The organism is Rahnella sp. 1L-D-7-B-C2, assembly GCF_057290995.1.
Window position 1 is genome coordinate 88854 of record NZ_JBXAVQ010000014.1, and the last position, 17303, is coordinate 106156.

Consider the following 17303-nt stretch of genomic DNA (forward strand, 5'->3'; position numbering starts at 1 on the left):
GAATCCTTGCGAATTTTATTTAACTCGGAGGTGTTGCTTCTTCATATATTTCCATTATTCTAGAAATATAGAATTAAGGGGGTTGTAATGGAACTTAATGACGTCGCCAACGCGCTAAAAGAGCTTGGCCACCCAACACGTCTCACTGTGTATAAGTCGTTGGTGAAGTCGGGGCATGAGGGCCTGCCCGTGGGTGAGTTACAAAAACGCCTGGACATACCTGCCTCTACGCTCAGCCATCATGTCGCTGCCTTGGTTGCGGTGGGGCTGGTACGCCAAAACCGGCAGGGCAGAACGCTGTATTGCTTACCGCAGTATGAGGTTCTGAACGAAATTATGGCCTTCTTTATCGACGAATGCTGCGCCGAGAAGGACCAAACCTGTTGAAGACACTACAAAGAGAACGAAATATGTCTGATTCGATGAACGAACTTAGCAACATTCAGCCTGAAATATTCGATACCCACATCAGCACGGAAAGGCTCTCCCTGACTGCGTGCGGCCACGCCCCGCGAATTTTGATGCTTTACGGTTCAGTACGAGAACGGTCATACAGCCGGTTAGCTACAGAAGAGGCTGCCCGCCTGCTTACGGCGATGGGTGCCGAAGTGAAAATATTCAATCCTTCCGGACTGCCGCTCCCCGATGATGCGCCGGATACGCACCCAAAAGTCCTTGAACTGCGTGAGCTTGTGATGTGGTCAGAAGGTATGGTCTGGTGTTCACCTGAACGCCACGGTGCGATGACCGGCATCATGAAAGCCCAGATTGACTGGATCCCGCTATCGGTAGGCGCTGTTCGCCCATCTCAGGGGAAAACCCTTGCCATCATGCAGGTCAGCGGCGGTTCACAGTCGTTTAATGCCCTGAATCAGATGCGCATTCTTGGCCGATGGATGCGCATGATCACCATCCCGAATCAGTCCTCCGTCGCCAAGGCGTTTCTGGAGTTCGATGAAAACGGCAGGATGAAGCCTTCCGCTTATTACGACCGCATTGTCGACGTGATGGAAGAGCTAATGAAATTTACGTTGTTAACCCGTGGCAATGCTGAATACCTGGTTGACCGTTACAGCGAACGCAAAGAAAGTGCCGCCGAATTATCCGCCAGAGTTAACCAGAAAAGCATTTGAGAGCGTTAAATCCTGCATGCAGTGGCGCGGCTGTGTAGCACACGCAACCATAGCCGGATAAATGCCTCCGATGAGTTAAGTAGAGATGTAATAATTATCCTGTAATCTCCCGGTCTTTTCGCCAAGGAGCATTCCCGTTGGAAGAGGTCATTGTTAAGGGCAGGGTGACGTTATTCGTGGGGTTAACCCAGCTGATTAACTGGGGCATTACCTTTTACCTGCTGGGGGCATTTGGTCAGGCTATCGGCAGAGATCTGGGATGGACGCAGGTGATGACCTATTCCGGGCAGACACTGTCCATGGGCATAATGGGGCTCACCTCGCCATTTTCCGGCAGGATATTGAAACACCTGGGCGGAAAAAAGATGATGGCCAGCGGCATCGTGCTGAACGCCACCGGATGTCTTTTGTTAGCGGCCAGTCAGGGGCCCCTGAGCTACTGGGCAGCCTGGGTTATCATGGGCGCAGGGATGCGATTGTCTCTTTATGACGCCGCCTTCGCCGTTCTGGTGGATATCGCGGGTCCATCGGCACGAAAATCCATGACGCAGGTAACGCTGCTGGGCGGTCTTGCTTCCGTGGCCTTCTGGCCGGTAGGTGCGTGGCTCTTAACGGTGATGGGATGGCGTGCAGGTACGGTTTGCTATGGGCTGTTTGCGCTGATGAGCCTTCTCTTACTCCGTTGTCTGCCCGATAAAATGTCATCGCCACTGACTTCCGGTACCCAACCAACCCCGTCACCTTGTGGGTTAGTCGACGACAGTAACCGGTGGTCTGGCTGGATTTACGCCGCTCTGATGGCCTTGCTGAGCTTTTTATCCACGGGGATTTCCGCGCATCTCCCCGCCATGCTTGCAGGCTTCGGCGTACCGGTATTGATTGGCACACTCTGGGGCGTCGGTCAGGTCAGCGCCCGCCTGAACGACGTTTTTATGGGCGCAAAAGGCTCGCCGCTTGGGCTGAATATGCTGGTGGGGGGAATATTGCCATTCTGTTTTGTGATCAGTCTGTTCAGTTTCCACTCCACCGTAAGCGCTGCTCTCTTTGTATTAAGTTATGGTGCAGCCAACGGCCTGTCGACACTGGTTAGGGCTACTTTACCTCTCGTTATGTTCGATAAACATCAGTATGCAGACAAACTCGGTACACTGCTGATGCCAAGCTTTTTCCTTTCCGCTCTGGCACCGGCCATCTATGCCAGCCTGCTGGACGCCATGGGCATTTATGACACCTTGTTGTTTTCTCTGTCTGTGTCACTGATAATTACGGTCCTGAGTGTTGCTCTTTCGTTTAGGGAACGGTACAGGCAGGTAGCATGAGGGGGAGAAAGCCGGGGAGAACAGGGCGTGGGTCTCAGCAGACTGTCTCGCAAGCAATGCTGAGGATTAATCGTCGCTTCCCCATTGTCGAAGCTGGACCTGAAGAGACATGCGTTCAATTTTATCAACGGGCAGGCTGACGAACAGCCGCAGCCGTGTGGCTATTTGTTTCTCAACCTGGATAAAACCCCGAATCTTTTCCTCTTCAGTACCTTCAACAGCTGTGGGATCAGGAAATCCCCAGTGAGCCGTTATCGGCTGCCCCGGTATAGCCGGACAGCCTTCTCCGGCGGTTTTGTCGCAAAGCGTAAAGATAAAATCCATGTGCGGGGAATCACTGCCGGTAAAATGCTCTAACCCCTTGCTGTATAGCGATGACGTATCCATACCCTGCATGGTCAGCACCTCCAGCGTCAGCGGATGAGGTGCGTCCATCGGAGCGCTTCCTGCGCTGAACGCCTCAAATTTATCGCCGGCAATCTTATTGAGCAGAGCTTCGGCAAACAGGCTTCTGGCTGAGTTGCCCGAACACACGAACAGAACCCGATGTTTTTTCATAGCCATTCTTTAACCCCCCTTATGGAAGAGAGGCACCCCATCAAAGGGGGGGCCTCTCTGTTTCACTCTGGTTTATTTAGCAACCCGCTTTCCCTGGGCGTCGACTACGGCTTCACCGTCTTCTTTGGTGAAGGCACCCTGCTGCGCGTCCGGGAGAATATCCAGAACGACCTCCGACGGGCGACACAGTTTGGTGCCAAGCGGCGTGACGACAATAGGGCGGTTAATGAGAATGGGATATTGCAGCATATAGTCCACCAGTTGCTCATCGCTGAACGCATCTTCAGTCAGGCCCAGTTGTTCATAAGGTTCGACATTTTTTCTCAGCAGTGATCTCACTGAAATCCCCATGTCGCCAATCAGCTTTATCAGCTCATCGCGGCCCGGTGGCGTTTCAAGATAGTGAATAACGGTTGGCTCAACGCCGCTGTTCCGGATGAGTTCAAGCGTGTTGCGCGAGGTGCCGCAGGCAGGATTATGATAAATCGTGATAGAAGTCATAACGGTGCTCTCTTGTGAGTAAGGCCCGCCGTGACGTCACGGCAGGCGGGTAGCCAGGGATGAATTAATGGGCGAACGATAAGCGTAAGGCAAGGGCGGCCAGCGTCACAAACAGTACCGGGAGGGTCATGACAATCCCGACCCGGAAGTAATAGCCCCAGGTGATCTTGATGCCTTTCTGCGACAACACGTGGAGCCATAGCAGGGTCGCCAGGCTACCAATCGGGGTGATTTTTGGCCCCAAGTCACTGCCGATGACGTTGGCATAAATCATGGCCTCTTTGATCACACCCGCCGCGCTGCTGCCTTCAATGGACAGCGCGCCGATCAGTACCGTCGGCATGTTGTTCATGATGGAGGAGAGAAAGGCGGTCAGGAAGCCCGTGCCCAGGGTCGCCACCCACAGACCTTGCTCAGCAAAGCGGTCGAGGATCATTGACAGATAATCAGTCAGGCCTGCGTTGCGCAGGCCGTATACCACCAGGTACATACCCAGAGAGAAAATGACGATTTGCCACGGGGCGCCGCGCAGCACCTTGCCGGTGTTAATCGCATGACCGCGCTTTGCCACGATAAATAGAATAAGTGCACCCACCGCCGCGACGGCACTGACCGGCACGCCCAGCGGTTCCAGCCCAAAGAATCCTATCAATAGCAGCAGTAACACAAACCAGCCCGTTTTAAAGGTCAGAGGATCCTTGATGGCCTTGCGCGGCTCAGCCAATTTAGACACGTCGTAGGTGGCCGGAATGTCTTTACGGAAGAACAGGTGTAGCATCGCCAGCGTTGCCACGATGGCTGCAATGTCGACAGGTACCATGACCGAGGCATAGTCGTTGAACCCGATGTTGAAAAAGTCGGCGGAGACAATATTCACCAGGTTTGACACGATTAGCGGCAGGCTGGCAGTATCAGCGATGAATCCCGCTGCCATCACGAAGGCCAGCGTCGCGCCGCGGCTGAAGCCCAATGCCAGCAACATGGCAATCACTATCGGCGTGAGAATGAGCGCGGCCCCGTCGTTGGCAAAGAGCGCGGCAACGGAAGCGCCGAGCAGGACAATGTAAGTAAACAGCAAACGCCCCCGACCGTTACCCCACCGTGCGACGTGCAGCGCTGCCCACTCGAAGAAGCCTGACTCATCCAGCAGCAGGCTAATGATGATGACCGCGATAAAGGTGGCTGTCGCATTCCACACAATGTTCCACACGACGGGAATGTCGCCAACGTGGACCACGCCTGAAACCAAAGCCAGCGCGGCGCCGATAATGGCGCTCCAGCCGATACCCAGACCTTTAGGCTGCCAGATAACTAACACAATCGTCAGAACAAAAATCGCCCCTGCTAACCACATACTTTCTCTCCTGTTCAGACGGGTATACCCGCCCGTAATGCCGTTTATTATTGTTTTCCAGCGAGAATGCTAAGACGGTTAATGCCGACCGGCTCATCTTCCTGTAGCGGGATCAATGCCAGACGTATCGCAAGGCCTGACTGAACTTTCCTGATTTGCTCTATTTCATGTACCGCGCGTAATTTGAGTAACGGAGACGTCGTACGTGCTGCGGCGAGGCTGTTGTTGATAATCCACGCCCACGGCTCAATACCCGCACGGCGAAGATCCTCCTGTAAATTGGCTGCCTCCAGCACCGGTGTCGTTTCGGGTAGCGTCACCAGCAGCACTTTAGTGCGTTCCGCATCCTGTAACTGCATCATCGGCGTTAGATAATGGCCGTTTTCGCCCATGCGCTTCGCCACTTCACGATGATACGCACCGGTGGCATCAAGCAGCAGCAGCGTGTGGCCCGTCGGTGCGGTATCCATCACCACAAAGCGTTTGCCTGCTTCGCGTATGACGCGGGAAAATGCCTGAAACACGGCAATTTCTTCGGTACACGGCGAACGCAAGTCTTCCTGCAGCAGGGCTTTGCCCTGCGCGTCCAGGTCCTTGCCTTTTGTCGCTAACACCGTCTCGCGATAGCGCTCGGTTTCGGCCTGCGGATCAATCCTGCTGACCTGCAGATTTTTAAGCTGACCGTGCAGCGTGTTTTCCAGGTGTGCGGCCGGATCTGACGTGGTGAGGTGAACGTCCAGACCTCTTTCAGCAAGCCTGACCGCCAAGGCGGCGGCAAGCGTCGTTTTACCTACCCCCCCTTTTCCCATCAGCATGATCAGGCCGTGATCCTGGCGGGCGATGTCCTCAACCAGTGCATCGAGAGAGGGGATGTCCGGGACCGCTTCATCCTGCCGCACAGGTGTTGCACCCGCAGGGTTTTCTGTCTGGAAAAGGCCACGCAGCGCGTCAGGGCCCACCATGTTGACCGGCTGAAGCGCTAAGGTTTCGTGCGGTAAGGCCGCTAATGCTGGCGGAAGGCTTGCTAACACGCGCTGCTCGCGTTGATAGAGAGACCGGGCCAGCGCATCTCCCGTGGTTGCGCTTTCAGGCAGCACGCCGTTGATGACCAGGGTCTGATTCTCCAGCCCGACCTGATGAAGCTCATCATGCGTGCGGGCGACTTCAAGCAGGGTAGAGGCCTGAGGACGAGCTACCAGAATCAGACGAGTCTGGGCAGAGTCGGCCAGAACCGACAGGGCATGTGCATAACGCTCACGCTGTTTTTCCAGCCCGGCAAGGGGACCGAGACAGGAAGCCCCCTCCGGATTTTCTGCAATGAAACTGCTCCAGGCACCGGGCAGTTGCAGCAGCCGGATAGTGTGACCGGTGGGTGCCGTATCGAAAATGATATGGTCGTACTCCAGCAGCAGGGCGTCGTCCGTCAGTAAGCCGGTGAACTCATCAAAGGCGGCAATCTCCGTCGTACAGGCACCGGAGAGCTGTTCTTCAATACTGCGGACCACGTCGTCGGGAAGCACCCCCTTAACGGGATCGACGATGCGTGCGCGATAGAGCTGCGCGGCGGCTTGCGGGTCAATCTCAAGTGCAGTGAGGCCCGGTACGCTATGAATGTCGGTCAGTTGGTTACCAATGGTTTGACCAAAGACCTGCCCCACGTTTGACGCCGGGTCGGTGCTGACCAGCAAAACGCGTTTTCCCTGATCCGCTAGCGAAATGGCCGTCGCGCACGACAGGGAGGTTTTCCCGACTCCGCCTTTGCCGGTGAAAAAGAGAAACGTGGGGGGATTATTCATGAATTGCATGGAGGTATCCTTCTTCCGAATTAATGAGTTCAGCAGCAGTTCGTCTTGCCGCCGGAACAGCAACCTGATGACGCGGCTTGTTCACCCTCCAGGGCAAGGCCACACCATCGAGCTAGCTCCTGACGCGTCGGATAGCGGCCGGCCAGAGCAACGTTATTGTCGAGCAGAATCAACGGTAAAGACGAAGTCCCTGAATTCTCAAGAAAAGCTTTAACCTGAGTGTTATCTGCGAACGCCATAGGTTGCTGGGAAAGATTGAAGCGATTTACCGTGATACCTGCCTGTTTAAGCCAGTCGCAGTCCGCGGAAAAGTTGACCAGCACCTGATCAACTTCGCTGCCGCACACGCCCGTGTTACAGCACATTGCTGGATCAAAAACTGAAATGGTTTTCATGACCTTTCCTCTAAATGTCAGTTATTGAGTGCGATCAGTGTTGGCCGCACTTCCTATCGGCTGTTTTGAAGTTTAAATCTGGTTAATCGAATGTATTTTCGTCTGAGATTACAGACAGACGGCCTTGCCCCCGGTGGTGTTCTGCTTGCGGGTAATGCTTTTAACCTGCGCAGTGATTTTGTCCTGCTCGCTCAAAAAGGCCTGCTCAATTATGGCCGCTGCCCATGCAGGCATATGCGGAGACAGGCGGTAGTAAATCCATTTTCCGTCACGGCGATCCATGATGAGTCCGGTTTCTCTGAGCATGGCGAGGTGTCTTGAGATTTTTGGCTGTGACTCATTAAGCACTCCGATGATTTCACAGACGCACAGTTCCCCGGCTTCTCTGAGCAGCATGACGATCGACAAGCGTGTTTCATCGGACAGGTTTTTAAACAACAGAAGTGAAGACAGACTCTTCATAAGATCTCCTTTGTATGATGAGTCCATGGTAGGGCTTGCTCAAAAAATGTCAATTACATATTCGATATTACGAATGTGTTTGATTAGGGTTATGTCAATTGATGTGACAAGTCTGAGTGGTGGTATTACAGGAAGTAAGCATGAAACCGTTTATACAAAAGAGCGTGGAATAATATTGGGGAATGTTTTTTTAAAAGCAGGCGAAGTGAGCTTATATGAATTCGACGGGGTGGCTTCCGGGCAGTTGCAGTTGACAACATTTGCGAATGAATTGGGAACGCAACTATCCAGTTTTATGAAGAGTTGAGATAGCAGCTTAAACGCGGCAAATTTACCCTAAGTAAGAATATCAACGAATGCAACACTAAGAGCGCTGATACTCTTGACCATCATAGGGATCCTGGTCATGGCCCTTGTTCTGGTGATGGTGTACACGCCGTTATAAAGAACGGTCTCTGATTCTTTGAGTATAACTAATCCTTTTAAACTTCATTAGCCGGGCAAATGCTTCGGATCCCATGTCTTAGAATTTTTCACTATTGCATTCAATATGGTCACCAGTTTCCGCATGCAGGCGACAAGTGCGAGCTTTTTTGGTTTCCCTGCAGCAAGTAATCGTTGATAGAACTCTTTAATTGCAGGATTGAACTGCGTGGCTACAAGAGCCGCCATATAAAGCGTTGCTCGGACACCAGCCCTGCCACCAAACGTGGTTCGTCTACCTCGCATTTTTCCTGAGTCTCTGTTCAGGGGGGCAACGCCCGTCAGTGCGCTAATCTCCCGTCGATTGAGTTTCCCCAACTCCGGCAGTTCAGCAATCAGAGATGCGACAGTGACCTCACCAACGCCTTTTACGCTCCCAATCAACTCGGCCTGTTTCATGAAAAATACTTTTACGTGTTGCTTCATCTCGTTATTGATGCGGTCGAGCTCGCTTTCAAGTGAGTCAATAATGTTATCGATACTCTTACGACTCTGTGGGTGAGAGGGGTAGCGACGATTACGCTCGGCGACCAGCATGTGATTCAATTGGCGACGACGGACAACCATAGCGGTGAGTACGGCACGAGCTTCGTCCGGTAGTACACGGATATACCGACTGCGGTCAGGATGGCGATCAATAACCTGTGCCAATTGTGCCAGCATGGCGGCATCAAGTTTATCCGTTTTTGCCAGATATCCCATTGAGCGGGCGAAATCCCGAGCCTGACGTGGATTGATAGCAACAATGTCATAACCTGCGGCCTGTAAGCTACAGGCGACAGATGCCTCCAGCCCTCCGGTCGCCTCCATCAGTATCAATGAGATCCTCGCTTCTTTCAGCGCTTTCAGGATTGCCATGAATCCGTCCTCATCATTACTGGTTGAAAAGGCTGAGAACTCTCCGGTGCCTGCGATGTCCAGCGACAGCTTAGCAATATCGATACCTACGCATTGTTGATTTAGCTGACTCATGTTACCCCTCCTTACGATACGAATTTGATTTCACACAACTGTACGGGCTACTGATGAGTAGCTCAGTTCATGCGCAAACCGCTTGCAGACGGGCTGATTGCCCTCGGGTACGCTCGTGCTGCATGAACCTCGCCAAATCTGACACTACCAAGTTTATGTCATCTTCAAGATATAAGGGTTCGCTTCGCCGCTATCCTCACCCGTTCGCACTCATACACTCGGCAGTCTTCCCGTCGCGTGCTCGTTCAATATTCACTCGCCCGCCGTTCAGCCTGCCTCCTTCCTTCGTTTGCGCTGCGGCCTCCGGTAGCGCCCCTGCATCCTCCGCTTTCCGCCCGTCTGTCGTGTCGGCACGGCGTAAGCCGGAACTGTGATCCCTCAACCAGCGGAGAAATGCATATGAGCACAACTACACCAGCCGTATACGTCGGTACGTACCACAAATACAACTGCGGCAGCATCGCCGGCAAATGGTTCGATCTGACCGAGTTTGATGACGAGCAAGATTTCTTTGCAGCATGCAGCGAGCTTCACGCTGATGAAGAAGACCCGGAGCTGATGTTTCAGGACTGGGAAGGGATCCCGTCCGGACTGGCGTCCGAAAGTCATGTGAACTGGGCATTTATAGATGCCTACCGGCAGGCGAAGGAGGAGGGGCAGGGGGAGGCATTTGTGGAATGGGCGGAATATTTTAACGCCTTTGATTATGACGCGTTTCAGGAAGCGTATCAGGGGGAGGCAGAAAGTGAGGAAGACTACGCGCGCAATTTTGCCGATGAAACCGGTTTACTCAGTGATATGCCGGACTCATTGCAGAGTTATTTCGATTATGAAGCGTATGGGCGCGACATGTTCATGAACGGGCTGGTTTTAGTGAACGGCTACGTATTTTCTGAATGACACACTCACCGGCAGGGGGAACCCTGCCGTAAGGATAAAAAATGAAACTGACACCTGATACCCGCGAAACGCTGCAGCACTATAAATTGTTGATTAACGCGTACCGCCGCGAGGCCGGATTATCCCCGCTCAATACGACACAGATTATGGACGATATTTGTTTTTATCTTAAATGTCAGAACGCGGTCTATCTCGGCGGTGCCTTTATTCAGCAGGCTGGGATCAAAAAACTCGATAAGTAAGCGGTAAGAAACGGGCGGGGAGCCGCCTGTTATCGCGCGAAAACCCCTTTCAGGCTTCGCCTGGCGATAGCAGACCGCTCCGCGCCTTCGGCGCCGCCCGTCTCCGCTATCGCTATAATCGATTGGCAGAAAAACAATGTCCTGTCGTCGGCCGGTCAAATCATTCAGTGAACGCCAATATCTTGCATGCGGCTTCGGTGCCGGTTTTTCGTTGTCCGAACTTCTCGATGCGGATGAAAGACATGACTCAAAATCCTACCCCGGCCCCCTTCGGCTCCCGACCTGCGGCCGGTCGTCGAGCCCGACTGCGCTAACCGGCTGCGCAGGTAAGCTCCGCGTAACCCCTTTTGGGTTACGGCCTGACGGCTAGGGTCTGAGGGAGCACGTCAACACCTGCAGCTGGCTCACGCCAGCGCGCTAACCGTACCGGCGAGAGTTCCGCCGGCACTTTTCGGCGCACCCCCGTTTCGCTGTCGCGCTCCGGCGTTGCGGCGGATCCCCGCTCATTGGTACTCCGGCACCCTCTTTCCGTTTAAGTCCCTTTGCCTGGGCTGATACCGACACAGTCCTCCTCGCTGTCCAGGGTAAATACACTCACTGAGAATTTTTCTCGGCCACTACGTTAGTCCTCCAAAAATTATCCGCTCGCCCTGGTCATCTTCGTCAGCCGGTGTCGTTTACGCCCTTGCGGCGAGGGGTCTCAAACGGGTGATGGCATACCAGAAGGGACCAAACAGCAGGTTCCCGCAAACGTCAAAACCGCGACAAGAGAAACTCAACGGGTGATGTGTGTAACCCAAACGAAAAGGAAAGGCTTATGTGCGATCAGGAATGTGTATTACCGGAGGAGGGTAAGTTTACCCGCGAACAGGCAACCGCCGTCGCGTCTCAGTACAGCAACGTGGCGATTGAAGACGATAACGGGAAGGAATTTCGTCTCGTCGTGCGTAAGGATGGTGAGATGGTGTGGCGTGGGTGGAATTTCGAGGCCGGTGCAGGATTTTGGCTTAACCGTTATATAAAAAACTACGGCGTGAAAAACCAGACGGCGGGGAATTAATCATGAATACACCGGTAAATTCTGACCAAAATATCAGCGCTAAGGCCCCCGCTGCGGGGGCCGCAACCTTTACTCCCGCGCAGCTTGGCGATCTGGCTAATTACATCCTCTGCTACGGGGCATTCTTACAAAAATTCGAGCCGCGACTTTTACCTGCGGGCGCGCAGGCCGAGATGTACAGGTGCGAAGAATCTCTTTCTTGGATTCTGGTGTGGTTTGTTAACGGACGACCGGTGATGGCCTGTGATTATTTTGACCATTTTACCTATGTCCTCGACCGCACGTTGTTAGCAGAGGCCGGACAGTGAACGCAATGAACGTGGTTCCCCTCGGCGTGGTGAACGTGGCGTATTACAGCAACCATGCGGCGCAGTACCTGCAAAACCTGCTTAAGACCGTTGAGGCATTGCCATTTTTACAGGAGGTGATCGACGAGTTATCCGCCGACCCCACCGTTGGCTGGAATTGCCAGACCAATTCGGTGTTAGGCGATGACCATATTCATTCCATCGAGCTGGAGATCGCCCCCATCTACGATGACGGCGAGTATGTAGAAACATTCACGTTTGAAGACAGCGTATCAGAACCTGACCGTGTGCATGCATTTTCGCTATATTCCCGCATTGCCGAGTCGTCAGATTTTGCGGGCGTGCAGCCACTGCATGATGCCGAATCACTCGCAGAATGCGAGATGATGGCTTTGTTAGCCGTGCGGCGTATAAATGAAATGAAGGCGAACCACGTCGAACCACGCTGGGGATAGCGTCACCTAAAACTAACCTCAAAGGTTATATTTGTGGTCTAAACTAACCTTTGAGGTTATAATTACGTCTCAAAAACCAATAATCCGAGTGAACATGGAAAAGAAAACTCCACATACGCGCCTTCATATCGTTCAGGGACTTGTTGCAGCAGGAAAGGTGAAAGCCACCAATACGGCGCTCAACGGCGCGGATGATTTAGGGCTGACATTTGATGATATGTGCAGTGCGATCCTGGGATTAACGGCAGCTGATTTTTTTAAAAGTATGACCACCTATAATGATCATACTGTCTGGCAGGACGTATACCGCCCGAAGTTGTCGTGTGGTGACGTATATCTAAAACTAACGGTCAGTAACGGTGTTTTGATCGTCTCATTCAAGGAGAAGTAATATGAAATGTTCCGTTTGTGGCGGTGCAGAACTTGAGTTTGGTATCAAAAAAGTCCCTTACTCATTCCGTGGCCGTAAAACACTCATCGAGGCAGAAGGTGACCACTGTCCGGCGTGTGGTGAAGTCGTGATGGATCGTGAGCAGTCTATGGCCTACATGGCAAAGGTGAAGTCATTTAAGGCCAAAGTCATCGCGGAAACCATCGAACCTGAGTACATCATTCAGGTGCGTAAAAAACTTGAACTCACGCAGAAAGAGGCCAGCGAGATTTTTGGCGGGGGCGTGAATGCCTTTTCGCGTTATGAAAAGGGAAAGGCACAGCCACACCCTTCGATCATCAAACTCCTGCGCGTACTCGATCACCATCCCGAGTTATTGGATGAAGTGCGCAAACAGGCATAAGTGGGCAGGGGGGCGCTCCCTGACTTTTGCCGCGCTTAAAACACCCCCAGCGGGCTACGCCCGCCAGTCCCTAAGACAGGGGGCGGCTTCGCCGCCCCTCTTCTCCGGTATGTGTCGGGGGCTTGTCTCTCTCTTCCCTTACCTTACCGTCTCTTCCTCTCCGGGTATTTTATATTCTTCGTTGTGCAGCTGCTGTGCGTCATTCTGTTGTTGTTATCACTCTCCGAACGTCTCCTGATCATTTTCTCCAAGACAAATTCCCCCCAGAGCATGGCCCCCTTCGGCTCCCGACCTGCGGCCGGTCGTCGAGCCCGACTGCGCTAACCGGCAAGCCGGTAAGCTTCGCGGAATCCCTCCGGGGTTCCGGCCTGACGGCTAGGGTCTGATGGCAACAGCCAGGTCAACACCCGCAGCCGGCTTCGCCGCCGCACAGACACTGGCCGGTAAACCGACCGCTAAGGTCGCCGCCTCGTTCCTCGCCGTCGGGTGTGTGCATTCTACCAGTTTCAGGTTTTCCATCTCACGTTAAGCCCTTACGCGGAGGGCTGGGTGTAGCACCGTCACCCGCGTTAACGCAAGAGTGAAATGCACGCCTGCGGCGCCCTTGCGTTCCCCCGCGCGCCGTTGCTACTTCGCCCTTTGCCGCGAAAGAACTCACCGAGAGATGACATTTAAACCAGAGGGGAAGACCAGCATGCACACACAAAACGTCAAGACCGCCGCTCACGAATCTTCCGAAAGATGGGGGACGAAAACCGTTCTCCATCTTATTGACCGAGGCCATTACAACGTGGCCTGTGCGCAGGAAGCTCACGCGCATGATGGTGAAAATTTTACGCGGCGGGATGCGTATTCCTATTTTATCCGGGGAACAGGGGAAGCACTGGTCAGCGTGATCCGCACATCGCTCAGAAAAGGGAGGCGGTCTGAATCGCGGGGAACCCGACGTGTGAGAAAGCAATAAGGCAGTAAGAAGAGGTGCCGGACGGGGAAAACGTCCGGCAGACATAAATCAACACTTGAGGTATTTCACTATGTCAGTAACCGAGTCTAAAGCAGTATCTATAACCCGTAAAGCGGCAAAAAATCCTAAAAGCTCCGCGCAGAGCGCCGCCGTGGAGCAGGCACTGGCAAATACGCCGGTCGAGATGGTGCCCCTGAGCCAGCTGGCACTGTCACCGCTGAATGTGCGTAAAGTATCCCCCGATCCGGTGAAATTGCAGGAACTGGCAGACAGCATTCGCGCCGTGGGCGTGTTGCAGAACCTGATCGTACATCTGTTGCCGGATGGCCTGCTGGGCACTGCCGCCGGTGGCCGCCGTTTTCGTGCCCTGAACATCCTGCTAAATGGCGGGATGATCACCGCAGATTACGCGGTGCCGGTGAAGACCGTCAGCGAAGAGATGGCAAAAATCGTCTCCGCAACGGAGAACTTTCAGCATGAAGAGATGCACCCTGCCGACCAGATTGCGGTGTTTGGTGAAATGAGCCGCGAAGGGAAAACGGCGGCACAAATCGCGGGTGTATTGGGTTACAGCACTAAACACGTTCAGAAATTCCTGCGGCTGGCAGGTATGGCACCGGCGTTGCTTGCGGCGCTGGCCGAAGACAAGCTCAACGTTGACCAGCTGCAGGCCCTGTCGGCCAGCGAAGATCAGGAACGCCAGCTGAACGTCTGGGAAAATGCCTACGGCTATTACCGCAACCCGAGAGAACTGCGGGAAGCGGTGCTGAAGGGCGAGGTGCCCGCTGAAGGCAACCGCCTGCTCGGCTTTGTCGGACGTGAAGCTTACGAACAGGCAGGCGGCGGGTTCCGCTACGATTTGTTCTCTGATGAAGGCTTTATCGGCGATACCGTGCTGCTTCACACCGTCGCCCGTCAGAAATTGGCTGATATTGCCGCCGGCATTGCGCAGGCCGAAGGCTGGTCATGGTCGGAAGGACGCACCGAGGGGGTGAGCACCTACGGTGAAGATGCCGAGCGTTATCTGTTACTCAAACAGCCTGCCGGTGAACTGACTCCCGAGGAACGTGCGCGGTTTGATGCCCTCGATAAGCAGCTGGAAACGCTGTCTGAGCAGGATGATGACGAAGACGCAGACCATGACGCACTGGAACTGGCTGCAGATGCCTGTCAGGCCGAAATGGACGCCATCGAAGCCGCCGCAAACATCCGGGCATGGGATGCCGATGTTCGTGCCCACGGCGGCGGCGTGGTGGTGTCACTGTTGCACGGGGCGATTTCTGTCCGTCGCGGCGTGATGCTGCGCAGCGACCTGCCGGAAACTGCCGCAGATGATAAAACCCGTGTGAGTCAGCACCTCAGCAGTATCCGCACGGAAGATACCATCGCAACCCCTGAAGCCAAACCGCTGAGCGCCGCACTGATCAAAAGCCTGTCCAGCGAGCGCACCTTAGCCGTACAGGCGGCACTGGCGGCACAGCCGCAAATGGCACTGGTGATTTTTGTGCACGATTGCCTGAAATCCACCTTCAATTACCACTCCTTTGTGGCATCGACCCTTAAGGTGTCACTGCATGCCCACACCGGCAACCTGCTCGACAATGCCCCGACGGCAAACGACGGGCTGGCAATGCAACATCTGAACGCCATGCACGACGCGTGGCAGGCACAGCTGCCGGACAACTGGCACGAAAGCTGGGACTGGTTACTTGCGTGGGATACGCAGCAGCTGATTTCTGTCATGGGCTACTGCCTTGCCAAGACGCTGAACGGGGCATCAGAACGCCTGAGCCACAAAGACAGCAAGGCAGGAAAAGAACTCGAGCCGGTGGAGGCGATGCTGGGCTTCACGCTGCGCGACTGGTGGCTGCCGACAAAAGCTAATTTCTTCGGGCGTATCAGCAAAGAGCAGATTTCTGACAGCCTGTCGCAGGCCGGTCTGGACGGGGCAGCGCGCGACGTCCTCAAAATGAAAAAAGCCGAGGCAGCAGAACTGGCTGAAGAGAAAATTACACTGACCGGCTGGGTGCCTGATTGCCTGATAGCTGTCTGTGAAGAGACTGTGCAGGCGGACGCTGGCACGGATACCGAAACCGAAATCGTCGCAAACATTGCCGCCTGATAAGGAGAAGCCGCTCCGTTAAGGGGCGGCATATAACGCCATGAAAAACAATCAATCTCATTTTCTTGCCAATATTCTCGGTTGCCAACCGGCGGGGGCTGAAATGCCTCTTGAACTGCGTGGCAACGTGCGTCAGATGTTTACAGATTCTGTCCTGCAAAACGTTGATCTGCCCGCTGCATGGTCAGTTGATGTGCCTGCGCCCTGTGAAGAGGGTTTTCTTTCGACCTGTTGCGTGCTGACGGCCGCATCCGGTATCCGGCTTATCTTCGGTCATGGTGGAAGGGATGCCCCCTTCTGGTCGTTGGGACTTTTATTTGACGGCGACCAGTCGGTCGCGTGGCTGTTCGTTTCTGAGGTTATCGATAACGCGGCGATCTCAGCTATTGAGCGCGAAATTGAGCGCATCGATGAGTATGTTCATGCGGGATACACCGGTGCGGACAGACTGGCGACAGCGTTACGGTTTACAGGGGTGGCAGTATGATCCCTCACTCACATGCATTAGTCCCTTTACAGCCTCAGCGGCGGGCTGCCATGCAGGCCATCGGTTATGTTGAAAGTCGCAGTGAGACGGCACACAGGCAGGGGAGATATCCCTATGCCCATGCCTTTTTCAGATTTATGGGCAAGCTGACCATTGGCTTAAACGACATTCGGATGCTCGATGGTACTTTTGACCCCAGCCAGCGGGGGCGTCCGGGTAAGGAGCGATATATTGCTGCCCTTGATATGCTCATTTCGACGCGGGGCGCATCCTGTCCTTCCCCACTGTCGGGGTGGGTGGGCAGCAGCCTGTTCCCTGAAGTTGAAAGCAGGGAACGGCAGCGGGGGGAACAGCGTGCCAGTCTGAAGGCTAATCGCAGGCGAAATGTTGAAGCGAAAGCAGAGGAACAGAAGCGGCGACGTTATGAAAGCCTGCTGGGACAGGCTGAAATCGAACTGGCGTTTTGTTCCCCAAGCACGATCAGACCGTGGTACGACACATGGACGCGCAAAGACTTACGCCTCCACGATCTGGGTGAACTGGTTTACGCGTGGATTGCACGGTTTCCCAGCCTCGGACACTTTGACCGCTACTTTCTGCGTTATGAGCCTCTGTGGGTAGTGATGTTGGAGGTAAATCGGCACGCTGACGATCAAAGCGAATTTGAGGCATACCTGGATCGCCTGATGCTGCCAAATCGCCTGTCTGACCTGGAAAACACACACCCATAACTGCCGGGCTGCTGCGGCTACGCCGCGGCGGCCAGTAGGACTGTCAGGTCTGTTTTGGGGACTTGCCTCTTTCTTTCCTTCCGTTCTCTTTCTCTCCTGGCTTTTACTCTCCTTTCTCTGCCTGGTCATTGCTGTCCGGTCTTTCTTTTTCACAACAAACCACCACGGCCGGAACATGGCCCCCTTCGGCTCCCGACCTGCGGCCGGTCGTCGAGCCCGACTGCGCTAACCGGCAAGCCGGTAAGCTCCGCGTAACCC

The 17303-nt window shown here is 54.2% G+C and carries 21 protein-coding genes; 14 read left to right on the forward strand and 7 right to left on the reverse strand.

Going from position 1 to position 17303, the window contains the following annotated elements; all coding sequences use genetic code 11:
- Positions 1–87 precede the first annotated feature (87 nt).
- The 3 genes from AC0Z7K_RS18955 (at position 88) to AC0Z7K_RS18965 (ending at position 2452) form a co-directional block, all read left to right on the forward strand.
- Entirely contained in the window at positions 88–387 is a 300-nt protein-coding gene (locus AC0Z7K_RS18955) for an ArsR/SmtB family transcription factor (protein WP_112197298.1), read from the forward strand.
- 35 nt (positions 388–422) lie between these two features.
- Positions 423–1133, forward strand: coding sequence for an arsenical resistance protein ArsH (arsH, locus tag AC0Z7K_RS18960; RefSeq protein ID WP_112197316.1), 711 nt, complete (start codon positions 423–425; stop codon positions 1131–1133).
- 137 nt (positions 1134–1270) lie between these two features.
- Positions 1271–2452, forward strand: a complete 1182-nt coding sequence (locus tag AC0Z7K_RS18965) for an MFS transporter (protein WP_112197297.1) — start codon at positions 1271–1273, stop codon at positions 2450–2452.
- A 66-nt stretch (positions 2453–2518) separates the two neighbouring features.
- Here the strand turns inward: AC0Z7K_RS18965 and AC0Z7K_RS18970 are convergent, their stop codons facing one another.
- The 6 genes from AC0Z7K_RS18970 to AC0Z7K_RS18995 form a co-directional block, all read right to left on the reverse strand.
- Complete coding sequence (locus tag AC0Z7K_RS18970; protein WP_112197296.1) at positions 2519–3016, reverse strand: arsenate reductase ArsC; 498 nt, start codon at positions 3014–3016, stop codon at positions 2519–2521.
- A 66-nt stretch (positions 3017–3082) separates the two neighbouring features.
- The gene (gene arsC / locus AC0Z7K_RS18975; RefSeq protein WP_112197295.1) at positions 3083–3511 is read right to left on the reverse strand and encodes a glutaredoxin-dependent arsenate reductase; all 429 of its coding nucleotides are present in this window, start codon (positions 3509–3511) and stop codon (positions 3083–3085) included.
- Positions 3512–3575: 64 nt separating this feature from the next.
- Complete coding sequence (locus tag AC0Z7K_RS18980) at positions 3576–4865, reverse strand: arsenic transporter (protein ID WP_112197294.1); 1290 nt, start codon at positions 4863–4865, stop codon at positions 3576–3578.
- 47 nt (positions 4866–4912) lie between these two features.
- Positions 4913–6670 (reverse strand): arsenical pump-driving ATPase, encoded by a 1758-nt coding sequence (arsA, locus tag AC0Z7K_RS18985; protein ID WP_112197293.1) that lies wholly within the window; start codon positions 6668–6670, stop codon positions 4913–4915.
- Positions 6671–6699: 29 nt separating this feature from the next.
- Positions 6700–7065 carry an arsenite efflux transporter metallochaperone ArsD gene (gene arsD, locus AC0Z7K_RS18990; protein ID WP_112197292.1) on the reverse strand — a complete coding sequence of 122 codons (366 nt, stop codon included), beginning with the start codon at positions 7063–7065 and terminating at the stop codon, positions 6700–6702.
- A gap of 108 nt (positions 7066–7173) precedes the next feature.
- Complete coding sequence (locus AC0Z7K_RS18995) at positions 7174–7527, reverse strand: metalloregulator ArsR/SmtB family transcription factor (protein WP_112197291.1); 354 nt, start codon at positions 7525–7527, stop codon at positions 7174–7176.
- 91 nt (positions 7528–7618) lie between these two features.
- On the opposite strand from AC0Z7K_RS18995, the gene AC0Z7K_RS19000 reads away from it, so the two are divergent.
- Positions 7619–7834: a hypothetical protein gene (locus tag AC0Z7K_RS19000; protein WP_157962072.1), complete on the forward strand. Its 216-nt coding sequence runs from the start codon at positions 7619–7621 to the stop codon at positions 7832–7834.
- Positions 7835–8019: 185 nt separating this feature from the next.
- Here AC0Z7K_RS19000 and AC0Z7K_RS19005 read toward each other — a convergent pair whose 3' ends face one another.
- Positions 8020–8982: an IS110 family transposase gene (locus AC0Z7K_RS19005; protein ID WP_112197290.1), complete on the reverse strand. Its 963-nt coding sequence runs from the start codon at positions 8980–8982 to the stop codon at positions 8020–8022.
- A gap of 393 nt (positions 8983–9375) precedes the next feature.
- On the opposite strand from AC0Z7K_RS19005, the gene AC0Z7K_RS19010 reads away from it, so the two are divergent.
- The 10 genes from AC0Z7K_RS19010 (at position 9376) to AC0Z7K_RS19055 (ending at position 17045) form a co-directional block, all read left to right on the forward strand.
- A complete protein-coding gene (locus AC0Z7K_RS19010) occupies positions 9376–9882 on the forward strand; it encodes an antirestriction protein ArdA (protein WP_217147311.1) in 507 nt (168 codons plus the stop codon).
- 41 nt (positions 9883–9923) lie between these two features.
- A complete protein-coding gene (locus AC0Z7K_RS19015; RefSeq protein WP_112197289.1) occupies positions 9924–10124 on the forward strand; it encodes a hypothetical protein in 201 nt (66 codons plus the stop codon).
- An 817-nt stretch (positions 10125–10941) separates the two neighbouring features.
- Positions 10942–11184 (forward strand): DUF905 domain-containing protein, encoded by a 243-nt coding sequence (locus tag AC0Z7K_RS19020; RefSeq protein WP_037035608.1) that lies wholly within the window; start codon positions 10942–10944, stop codon positions 11182–11184.
- Positions 11185–11186: 2 nt separating this feature from the next.
- Positions 11187–11492, forward strand: coding sequence for a hypothetical protein (locus AC0Z7K_RS19025; protein WP_112197288.1), 306 nt, complete (start codon positions 11187–11189; stop codon positions 11490–11492).
- Positions 11493–11497: 5 nt separating this feature from the next.
- Entirely contained in the window at positions 11498–11947 is a 450-nt protein-coding gene (locus AC0Z7K_RS19030; RefSeq protein WP_224266916.1) for a hypothetical protein, read from the forward strand.
- A 94-nt stretch (positions 11948–12041) separates the two neighbouring features.
- Positions 12042–12338 carry a type II toxin-antitoxin system MqsR family toxin gene (locus tag AC0Z7K_RS19035; protein ID WP_112197315.1) on the forward strand — a complete coding sequence of 99 codons (297 nt, stop codon included), beginning with the start codon at positions 12042–12044 and terminating at the stop codon, positions 12336–12338.
- 1 nt (position 12339) lies between these two features.
- A complete protein-coding gene (locus tag AC0Z7K_RS19040; RefSeq protein ID WP_112197286.1) occupies positions 12340–12741 on the forward strand; it encodes a type II TA system antitoxin MqsA family protein in 402 nt (133 codons plus the stop codon).
- Positions 12742–13775: 1034 nt separating this feature from the next.
- Positions 13776–15827 carry a ParB/RepB/Spo0J family partition protein gene (locus AC0Z7K_RS19045; protein ID WP_112197285.1) on the forward strand — a complete coding sequence of 684 codons (2052 nt, stop codon included), beginning with the start codon at positions 13776–13778 and terminating at the stop codon, positions 15825–15827.
- Between the two features lie 40 nt (positions 15828–15867).
- Positions 15868–16314: a conjugation system SOS inhibitor PsiB family protein gene (locus tag AC0Z7K_RS19050; RefSeq protein ID WP_112197284.1), complete on the forward strand. Its 447-nt coding sequence runs from the start codon at positions 15868–15870 to the stop codon at positions 16312–16314.
- Between the two features lie 50 nt (positions 16315–16364).
- A complete protein-coding gene (locus tag AC0Z7K_RS19055; RefSeq protein ID WP_263450352.1) occupies positions 16365–17045 on the forward strand; it encodes a plasmid SOS inhibition protein A in 681 nt (226 codons plus the stop codon).
- Positions 17046–17303: the final 258 nt, after the last annotated feature.

Coding starts and splice junctions, on each gene's coding strand:
- arsD (WP_112197292.1), bottom strand. CDS start 7,065: ATGAAAACCATTTCAGTTTTTGATCCAGCAATGTGCTGTAACACGGGC.
- AC0Z7K_RS19000 (WP_157962072.1), top strand. CDS start 7,619: ATGTCAATTGATGTGACAAGTCTGAGTGGTGGTATTACAGGAAGTAAG.
- AC0Z7K_RS19035 (WP_112197315.1), top strand. CDS start 12,042: ATGGAAAAGAAAACTCCACATACGCGCCTTCATATCGTTCAGGGACTT.
- AC0Z7K_RS18955 (WP_112197298.1), top strand. CDS start 88: ATGGAACTTAATGACGTCGCCAACGCGCTAAAAGAGCTTGGCCACCCA.
- arsA (WP_112197293.1), bottom strand. CDS start 6,670: ATGCAATTCATGAATAATCCCCCCACGTTTCTCTTTTTCACCGGCAAA.
- AC0Z7K_RS19015 (WP_112197289.1), top strand. CDS start 9,924: ATGAAACTGACACCTGATACCCGCGAAACGCTGCAGCACTATAAATTG.
- AC0Z7K_RS19040 (WP_112197286.1), top strand. CDS start 12,340: ATGAAATGTTCCGTTTGTGGCGGTGCAGAACTTGAGTTTGGTATCAAA.
- AC0Z7K_RS19010 (WP_217147311.1), top strand. CDS start 9,376: ATGCATATGAGCACAACTACACCAGCCGTATACGTCGGTACGTACCAC.
- AC0Z7K_RS18970 (WP_112197296.1), bottom strand. CDS start 3,016: ATGGCTATGAAAAAACATCGGGTTCTGTTCGTGTGTTCGGGCAACTCA.
- AC0Z7K_RS18995 (WP_112197291.1), bottom strand. CDS start 7,527: ATGAAGAGTCTGTCTTCACTTCTGTTGTTTAAAAACCTGTCCGATGAA.
- arsC (WP_112197295.1), bottom strand. CDS start 3,511: ATGACTTCTATCACGATTTATCATAATCCTGCCTGCGGCACCTCGCGC.
- AC0Z7K_RS19050 (WP_112197284.1), top strand. CDS start 15,868: ATGAAAAACAATCAATCTCATTTTCTTGCCAATATTCTCGGTTGCCAA.
- arsH (WP_112197316.1), top strand. CDS start 423: ATGAACGAACTTAGCAACATTCAGCCTGAAATATTCGATACCCACATC.
- AC0Z7K_RS19030 (WP_224266916.1), top strand. CDS start 11,498: ATGAACGTGGTTCCCCTCGGCGTGGTGAACGTGGCGTATTACAGCAAC.
- AC0Z7K_RS19020 (WP_037035608.1), top strand. CDS start 10,942: ATGTGCGATCAGGAATGTGTATTACCGGAGGAGGGTAAGTTTACCCGC.
- AC0Z7K_RS19025 (WP_112197288.1), top strand. CDS start 11,187: ATGAATACACCGGTAAATTCTGACCAAAATATCAGCGCTAAGGCCCCC.
- AC0Z7K_RS18980 (WP_112197294.1), bottom strand. CDS start 4,865: ATGTGGTTAGCAGGGGCGATTTTTGTTCTGACGATTGTGTTAGTTATC.
- AC0Z7K_RS19045 (WP_112197285.1), top strand. CDS start 13,776: ATGTCAGTAACCGAGTCTAAAGCAGTATCTATAACCCGTAAAGCGGCA.
- AC0Z7K_RS19055 (WP_263450352.1), top strand. CDS start 16,365: ATGCAGGCCATCGGTTATGTTGAAAGTCGCAGTGAGACGGCACACAGG.
- AC0Z7K_RS19005 (WP_112197290.1), bottom strand. CDS start 8,982: ATGAGTCAGCTAAATCAACAATGCGTAGGTATCGATATTGCTAAGCTG.